This is a genomic window from Brevundimonas diminuta ATCC 11568 (genome assembly GCF_000204035.1).
Classification (GTDB): Bacteria; Pseudomonadota; Alphaproteobacteria; order Caulobacterales; family Caulobacteraceae; genus Brevundimonas; species Brevundimonas diminuta.
This window is the reverse complement of the sequence record NZ_GL883086.1, coordinates 2185482-2193391: the sequence shown is the minus strand read 5'-3', so window position 1 is coordinate 2193391 and position 7910 is coordinate 2185482. Positions and strand designations below refer to the sequence as shown.

The window sequence follows — 7910 nt, the reverse complement described above, 5'->3', positions numbered from 1 at the left end:
GGCCGGGCGGAAGGTGGTGCGGGCGGGCTGCGACGGCGCGGCTCGCCCGGACAGGCCGAGGCGGTGCACCTTGCCGATCACGGCGTTGCGGGTCACGCCGCCGCCCAGAGCCTTGGCGATCTGGCTCGCTGACTGGCCTTCCAGCCACAGCTTCTTGAGCGCGCCGACGCGGTCTTCGGTCCAGCCTGGGTTCATGTCGCCCTCCTGCGGAGAAGTCGGATTCAATATCTTGTGCCGGAGTCCGAATTTCGGCCCCTCATCACGCCTCTAATCGTAAATCACCCCTTAAAACACGCAATATGTGGGAATTCACCTGTCCACAGAAACTACATCTAGTATGGTTAATGTCCCGATTTGACTCAATTTCTTGGGCGTCATCCACAGGGGCTGCGCCTTGCGAAACCGGCTTGGCTGTCGCATCTGAGGCGGCATGACGCACCTGATCGCCGGTCCCGACGCCTCTTCCGCCGCACCTCACGGCCTGCCCCAGCCTCGTCGCTATGACGGGATCAACTGGGTGGGGCTGCGCACCCTCTACCTGAAGGAGGTCCGGCGCTTCTGGAAGGTGGGCGCCCAGACGGTGGCGGCGCCGGTCGTGACGACCTTGCTCTACATGATGGTCTTCGTGGTGGCGTTGAAGGGGGCGAGGCCGCCTCTGCACGGCACGCCTTTCGCCGAGTTCGTCGCGCCGGGCCTGATCATGATGGCCATTCTGCAGAACGCCTTCGCCAACGCTTCGTCCAGCCTGATCCAGGCCAAGATCATGGGCACGGCCACCGACTTCCTGACCCCGCCGCTCAGCCCGCTGGAGCTGACGGTCGGCTTCACCCTGGGCGCGGCGACGCGCGGCGTGGCGGTGGGGCTGGTGACGGCGATCTGCGTCATGCCCTTCGCCAAGCTGGGGCTGGCCAACGTCGCCCTGATCGTCTGGTTCGGCCTGATCGCCTCCCTGCTGATGGGCATGGTCGGGGTGCTGGCGGGGCTGTGGTCCGAGAAGTTCGACCATCTGTCGGCGGTGCAGAACTTCGTGGTCATGCCGATGACCTTCCTGTCGGGCACCTTCTACCTGGTCGACAGCCTGCCGGAGCCCTTCGCCAGCATCAGCAAGTTCAATCCCTTCTTCTACCTGATCGACGGCTTCCGGGCGGGCTTCATCGGTCATGCCGAGGGCAGCCTGATGGTCGGCGTGGTCATGAGCGCCGTGCTGACCGTGGTCATGGGCGCAGCCTGCTGGCTGGTGTTCCGTTCGGGCTGGCGGCTGAAGAGCTGAGTCCAGATGCGGTCGCATCTGAACCGATTTCGCTTTAAGCAAGGCGTCGAGCGCGAGGCGAGGGGTCTCGCGAAAGGGCCTCGCCATGTCGTTTCACCTTCGCCTGAAAGCCGCCGTCAGCGGCGCCTGCCTGGCCGTCGTCTGCCTGACGGCCGCGCCCTCTTTCGCCCAGGATCGCGCCGCCGATCTGCGTGAACAGGTCGGCGCCTACGCCAAGCCCTCCAACGCCGAGCGTCTGGAGGTGCTGTTGAGCCAGCTGCGAGCCGAGGGCTTTGCGCCCACGGTCGAGACCTTCGAAGGCGGCGGCCGCGCCGGTCCGATGCAGGGCTCCAACGTCGTCGTCGTCATCGGCGAGGGCGAGAAGGAGATCCTGCTGACCGCCCACTACGACGCGGTGAAGCTGCGCGACGGGACGATGGCGGACGGTCTGGTCGACAACGCCGGCTCGGTGGTCGCCCTGATCGAGGCGGCCAAGATCCTGCGCGAGGCGCCGCTGTCGCACCGCATCCGCATCATCTTCTTCGACCAGGAGGAGCTGGGCCTGATCGGCGCCAAGAAGTGGATCGAGGCGCATGGGATCGCCAATATCGCGGCCGTGGTGAACTCGGATGTCGCCGCCTACGGCGACACCATGATGTACGGCCAGAACAATGGGGCGCAGTCGGCCTTCGTCACCCGCGCCGTGCAGGAGCTATGCGCCGAGCGCGCCCAGCAGTGCGTCGGCTTCCCCGAATATCCGCCGTCCGACGACCGGGCCTTCTCGGCGGCGGGCGCGCCGGTGGTCTCGCTCGGTTTCCAGGATGAGGTCGGCGCCCACCAGATGTGGCTGGCCTTCAACGGCGGCGAGACCAACGGCCTGGCCGAGGGCTTCGTCCCTCAGGTCTTCCGCGTCATCCACTCCAAGGACGACGCCATCGCAGCGGTCGAGGGCCATACCATCGACCTGGCGGGCCGGACCTATGCGGCCCTGATCCAGAAGCTGGATGCGCAACTGCGCTGAATTCGCGCCTCTCGCGGTGTTGACTAAGCGGAAATAGCGCCCGACAAGTTCGTCGCCCTTTTCCAAAGCGGTCCCGTCGCAGACGCGTCGGGACCGTCTCGCTTTATGGAGTCTGCCAAGTGTCCGGTCATCTGATGGGTGTCTACAATCGCGCGCCGCTGGAAGTGGAGCGCGGCCAGGGCGTCCGCCTCTGGTCCACGGACGGCACGGAATACCTGGACTGCGTCTCGGGCATCTCGACCAACGCCCTGGGCCACGCCCACCCCAAGCTGGTGCAGGCGGTCAAGGACCAGGCCGAGAAGCTGTGGCACGTCTCCAACATCTTCAAGATTCCGGGGCAGGACGCCCTGGCCGACTCCCTGTGCGAGAAGTCGTTCGCCGACGTCGTCTTCTTCACCAACTCGGGCACCGAGGCGATCGAGTGCGCCCTGAAGACGGCGCGCAAATTCCACGTCGCCAACGGCCAGCCTGAGCGTATCGACATCTACGGCTTCGACGGCTCGTTCCACGGCCGCACCTACGGCGCCATCAACGCCGCCGCCAACCCCAGCTACACCGAGGGCTTCGGGCCCAAGATGGAAGGCTTCCATCAGCTGAAGTGGGGCGACAAGGCCGCCCTGACCGCCGCCTTCGAGAACCCCAACACGGCCGCGATCATCCTGGAGCCGGTGCAGGGCGAGGGCGGCTGCCGCGCCACGCCGGACGCCGATCTGCGCTGGATGCGCGAGATGGCCGACAAGTACGGCGTCCTGATCATCTTCGACGAAGTCCAGTGCGGCATGGGCCGGACCGGCAAGCTGTGGGCCCACGAATGGGCCGGCATGACGCCGGACATCATGGCCATCGCCAAGGCCCTGGGCGGCGGCTTCCCCATCGGCGCCTGCCTGGCCACCGCCGAGGCGGCCAAGGGCATGACGGTCGGCGTCCACGGCTCGACCTTCGGCGGCAACCCGCTGGCCATGGCCGTCGGCCAGGCCGCCTTCGACGAAGTGTCGTCGGACGCCATCCTGGACAACGTCAATGAGGTCGCCGGCTATCTGACCCAGCAACTTCACGGCCTCAAGGAGCGCTTCCCTGACGTGATCGTCGAGGTGCGCGGCAAGGGGCTGCTGCTGGGCGTCAAGCTGGTTCCGAATAACCGCGAGTTCATGGGCTGGGCCCGTGATGAGGCCAGGCTGCTGGTCGCCGGCGGCGGCGACAACCTGGTCCGTGTCCTGCCGCCGCTGAACATCACCCTCGACGAGGCCCGCGAGGCTATCGAGAAGTTCGAGAAGGCCTGCGAGTTCGCCCGCGCCAAGGTCGCGGGCTGACGCTGTTTCTCCCTCCCCTTGGGGAGGGGGCCGAGCCGCGAGGCGAGGCCGGGTGGGGACGCTTTCTTCTACCTCCAGACTTTCGCAGGGCCGCCCCCACCCGGTCCCTGCGGGACCACCCTCCCCATGAAGGGGAGGGAGAAGGCTTGGTCATGGTTCGTCACTTCCTCGACATCCACCGCCTGGACGCAGCTGATCTGCGCGCCATTCTGGACGACGCCCACGCCCGAAAACGCGCCCGAAAAGGCTGGCCCCAGGGCCGCGCCGACGCCGATGCGCCGGGCAAGGACCGCGTCCTGGCCATGATCTTCGAGAAGAACTCGACCCGCACCCGCTTCAGCTTCGACGCGGCCATCCGCCAGCTGGGCGGCGACTCCATAATCGCCACCGCCGCTGACATGCAGCTGGGTCGGGGCGAGCCGGTCGAGGACACGGCCCGCGTCCTGTCGCGCATGGTCGATGCCGTGATGATCCGCGCCAACGACCATGAGGACGTCGAGCGCTTCGCCCGCGTCTCGACCGTGCCGGTGGTCAACGGCCTGACCGACCGCAGCCACCCGTGCCAGATCCTGGCCGACCTGATGACGATCGAGGAGCATCGCGGCCCGATCGAGGGCAAGACGATCGCCTGGATCGGCGACGGCAACAACGTCTGCCACAGCTTCATGCACGCCGCGCCCAAGTTCGGCTTCCACCTGCACGTCGCCTGCCCGGCGGAATATCACCCCGACCTGCGCGACCTGGAGAAGGGCGGCGCCCACGTCCACCTGACCAGCGACCCGCGCGAGGCGGTCAAGGGCGCCGACGTCGTCGTCACCGACACCTGGGTGTCGATGGGCGATCAGGACTATGAGGCCCGCCTGGCGGCCTTCGAGCCTTACGGCGTCGACGAGGCCCTGATGGCCGAGGCGGCCGACGACGCCGTCTTCCTGCACTGCCTGCCCGCCCACCGCGGCGAAGAGGTGACGGACGCCGTCATCGACGGCCCGCAGTCGCTGATCTGGGACGAGGCCGAGAACCGCCTGCACGCTCAGAAGGCGGTCCTGGCCTGGTGCTTCGGAGCTTTCTAGGTCGCCTAACGCGCTTCGCGCTGCTTGAGGGCGAATTAGGCCTAGCGCAGGTTGACGTCGACCACGTCGCCGGCGTCCGGCTCCTTGCCGGTCAGGTTGGCGCGGGCGATCTCGAAGGCGAACTTCATCAAGCCGCCGTCGCTGACCCAGACCCGGCCGTCGTCGCCGTCGAAGCGCAACAGGGTCAGGCGGGGATCGTCCTTGCCGTCCGGATACCAGGCCGACAGCACCGGGTTCCAGTAGCGTTCGATGACGTCCCGGTCGTGGCCATGCACCGACAGGGCGCCGTGGATGCAGGCCCAGACCTTCTGGTCCTTGGAGCCGTAGCTGAACATGGCCGTCTGTCCCGGCGTCGCCGCGTCGCGCGCTAGGTCGGTGTCGTCGCGGGTGAAAAACCAGATGGTTCCAGTCTCGGCCTCGCGAAAGGCGGTCATCGGCTGGCTGTGATAGCCGGGGCGATCCAGTCCCAGCATCCCGGTGTTGCTGGACTTCAGGCTTTTCCAGAAGGCCTCTTCGGCCTCGGCGGGCGTCAGGTGCTTGTCGGTCAAGATCGTCTCCTGTCTCGTCGTTCGGGGAGACAGGACAACCAACCCGGCGCCGGAGCGTTCCCGTCTAGAACGGCGCCGCGGACGGCAGAGGCCGCCCGCTCAGCTCCGCCAGCAGGTGGATCAGCAGGAAGAAGACCAGGGCGGCCGCCAGCAGCATGATGAAGCGCCACGGCATCATGCGCGGCCCGCGCATGATGTCTGTCGGCCGCGACCCTCGCCATCCTGCGAAGACAACGACGGCGATCGAGACGATCAGCAGGATCAGGGTGAGCGTGGCGTCCATGACGCCGCCAGTTGGGGCGCCCGAGGCGGCGATGCAAGCGCTCGGGCGCGCAGGATCGCCAGCGTGGCCGTATTTCTTGATGCGCGGTTAATCTAAACGCGGCATTAACCATGTCGGGCGCATCAGCGGCCTGTCGGCTGCCGTCGGCGACTCGCGACGAGGCGCCACATCTAGCGGTTAACGACACGTTTACACGCTTTATCTGGAAGGATACCGTTCGCGCCATGGGTCGGGAGGCGAATCAGTGACCGCAGCGGCGCCGTGGAGCGTGAAGGGCATCGATCCCAAGGCGCGCGAGATCGCCAAGGATCTGGCGCGACGTTCGGGCATGACCCTGGGCGAGTGGCTGAACTCCATGATCATGGATGAGCCGGACGACGACGACGGCGTCGCCACCCTGCCGCGCCGGTCGCCCATTCCGGACCCCTATGACCGCCGCAGCCGCTCGCGCCGCCTGGACGACGTCTATGGCGAGGATGTGCACCGGCATGAAGGCCTGGGCCGCCATGAGAACCTGGGCCGCATGGGCGCTTCGCTGGAGGTGATCGCCGAGCGTCTGGAGGCGGCCGAGCGCCGCTCGACCCTCGCGATCCAGGGCATCGACCAGGCCGTGGCCGGTCTGGTGCGCCGTCTTGAGACGCAGGACGAAGCCGAAGCCGCCAAGGCCCGCCGCATCGACGACATCGCCGAAGAGCTGCGCGAGGGCCATCGTCGCCTGCGTCGTCTGGAGCAGGACGCCGGGACCGAGGCGCGCGAAGGACTGGACAAGCTGGACGCGGCCCTGACCGCCGTCTCCACCCGTCTCTATGAGATGGACGAGCGCCAGCGCGCGGGCGTCAGCGAGCTGCGCGATCGCATCGAGGCGGTCGAGAAGGCGGCTGGGCCGGGCGCCGGAACCTCCCTGCTGTCGCAGGTCGGCGTGCGTCTGGACGACGCCCAGTCGCGCACCTCTGATGCGCTGAAGGGATTGGAGCGGTCGTTCGCCGCCCTGGATCTGCGGATGCGCGACGCCGAGCGCCGCATCGAGCCGGACCACGCGCGCGAGGCCTCGCGTTTCGAGAAGCTGGCCGAGAGCCTGACGCGCCAGGTCGAGTCCAGCCGCACCGAGATGATCCGCCGCCTCGACGCCGTCGAGACCGAGGGACGCGTCGAACGGATCGAACGCGCCCTGGCCGCCATCGGCGATCAGGCCCGCGCCGCCGAGCAGCGCTCGGCCGCTGCGGTCGAGGGCATGGGCCGCGAGATCATGCGGATCGCCCGCAACCTCAACGGCCGGGTCGAGAAGGTCGAAGCCGGCGGCGTGGGGCCGTCGGACGCCCGCATCACGGCGCTGGAGCAGAAGCTGCAGCGCGACCTGGCCCGCCATGCTGAGACGGTGGACCAGCGTCTGACCCAGGCCGACGATCAGCACGCCCTGGCGCTGGAGCGTCTGGGCGGCGAGATCGCCCGCATCTCGGATCGCCTGAGCGAACGCATCGCCCAGTCCGAGCGCCGCTCGGCCCAGGCTATCGACGATATCGGCCGCCGTCTGGCGGAGAGCGCCGACAAGATGCATCAGCGCCACGAGAGCGCCTCGGGCGATCTGGCCGAACGGATGCGTCAGAGCGAGGAGCGCACGGCGCGCCTACTGGCCGACGCCCGCGACAGCATGGAGCAGCGCGCCGATCGCGCCCCGCGTCGCGCCCCGCCGCTGGAAAGCCCCGACCCCGCGCCCTGGACACCGGCGGAAACCGCCAGCGATGACTGGCGCGCGACGGCCTTCGCCGATCCGGTCGAGGATTGGTCCGTCGAGCCTGTGACGGGCGACGCCCCGAAGACCGTGTCGGATTTCGCACCGGGCGCTGAGAACATCTTCGGCGATCCGCTGGAGACTGACCTTCTGGGAACCGAACCGAAGACGGCGGCGCCGTTCGGCCGGGTCGCGGCCGACGCCTGGCCGAAGGCTGCGTCTCTGGAAGATGAAGACCTGTTCGGCGGCGCGGACGTCAGCGACATTCTGAACGCTGCGGCCGATCAGGACGCCGACCGTCAGCCGTTCGACCTCGGCGAGGCGGCGGACGTCGACGACTTTTCGGCCGAGCTGGATTTCGTCACGCCGCAAGAGCCGGCGCAGGAGCCTGCTGCGGCTTCGACCCGCGACGTTTTGGAGGCCGCTCGCGCGGCCATGGCGCCCGAAGACGAGGCCGCGCCGCGTCAGGCCTTCGGCCTGGCTAAGCGCGGCGGCAAGTCCAAGCTGCAGGAGCGTCTGGACAAGCAGGCCGGCCGTCAGAGCTCGACCATGCGCACGGCGCTGGGCGCCATGGCCGTGGCGGCTCTGGGCGTCGTCGGCGGCTACGCCACCTTGCAGGTGGCGGGCGGTTCGGGTCTGACCCTGCCGGGCGGCTTCACCCTGGCGCCGACGTCGAGCGACGATGCGGCGCCCGCCGAGA

8 protein-coding genes are annotated in these 7910 nt (G+C 68.2%); 5 read left to right on the top strand and 3 right to left on the bottom strand.

What is annotated here, in order from left to right; all coding sequences use genetic code 11:
* A partial coding sequence (locus BDIM_RS14520; protein WP_040346331.1) for a GcrA family cell cycle regulator occupies positions 1-195 on the bottom strand: 195 nt, incomplete at its 3' end.
* A 235-nt stretch (positions 196-430) separates the two neighbouring features.
* Here BDIM_RS14520 and BDIM_RS14515 point away from each other — a divergent pair.
* From BDIM_RS14515 to argF, 4 genes are all read left to right on the top strand, one after another.
* On the top strand, positions 431-1270 hold the full coding sequence (locus tag BDIM_RS14515; RefSeq protein ID WP_003166344.1) for an ABC transporter permease: 840 nt from the start codon (positions 431-433) through the stop codon (positions 1268-1270).
* Positions 1271-1355: 85 nt separating this feature from the next.
* Positions 1356-2270, top strand: coding sequence for a M20/M25/M40 family metallo-hydrolase (locus BDIM_RS14510; RefSeq protein WP_040346329.1), 915 nt, complete (start codon positions 1356-1358; stop codon positions 2268-2270).
* 134 nt (positions 2271-2404) lie between these two features.
* Positions 2405-3580, top strand: coding sequence for an aspartate aminotransferase family protein (locus BDIM_RS14505; protein ID WP_003166343.1), 1176 nt, complete (start codon positions 2405-2407; stop codon positions 3578-3580).
* A 152-nt stretch (positions 3581-3732) separates the two neighbouring features.
* Complete coding sequence (gene argF / locus BDIM_RS14500) at positions 3733-4650, top strand: ornithine carbamoyltransferase (RefSeq protein ID WP_003166342.1); 918 nt, start codon at positions 3733-3735, stop codon at positions 4648-4650.
* A gap of 41 nt (positions 4651-4691) precedes the next feature.
* Here argF and BDIM_RS14495 read toward each other — a convergent pair whose 3' ends face one another.
* Positions 4692-5198 carry a pyridoxamine 5'-phosphate oxidase family protein gene (locus tag BDIM_RS14495; protein ID WP_040346328.1) on the bottom strand — a complete coding sequence of 169 codons (507 nt, stop codon included), beginning with the start codon at positions 5196-5198 and terminating at the stop codon, positions 4692-4694.
* A gap of 64 nt (positions 5199-5262) precedes the next feature.
* On the bottom strand, positions 5263-5481 hold the full coding sequence (locus BDIM_RS14490) for a hypothetical protein (protein WP_003166340.1): 219 nt from the start codon (positions 5479-5481) through the stop codon (positions 5263-5265).
* A 244-nt stretch (positions 5482-5725) separates the two neighbouring features.
* Here BDIM_RS14490 and BDIM_RS14485 point away from each other — a divergent pair.
* The coding region (locus tag BDIM_RS14485) for a coiled-coil domain-containing protein (RefSeq protein WP_169312159.1) at positions 5726-7910 on the top strand (2185 nt) is incomplete at its 3' end.

Bases quoted from the DNA above. Each gene is read 5' to 3' on its own strand.
- argF (WP_003166342.1), top strand. From the start codon at position 3,733: ATGGTTCGTCACTTCCTCGACATCCACCGCCTGGACGCAGCTGATCTG.
- BDIM_RS14515 (WP_003166344.1), top strand. From the start codon at position 431: ATGACGCACCTGATCGCCGGTCCCGACGCCTCTTCCGCCGCACCTCAC.
- BDIM_RS14505 (WP_003166343.1), top strand. From the start codon at position 2,405: ATGGGTGTCTACAATCGCGCGCCGCTGGAAGTGGAGCGCGGCCAGGGC.
- BDIM_RS14510 (WP_040346329.1), top strand. From the start codon at position 1,356: ATGTCGTTTCACCTTCGCCTGAAAGCCGCCGTCAGCGGCGCCTGCCTG.
- BDIM_RS14490 (WP_003166340.1), bottom strand. From the start codon at position 5,481: ATGGACGCCACGCTCACCCTGATCCTGCTGATCGTCTCGATCGCCGTC.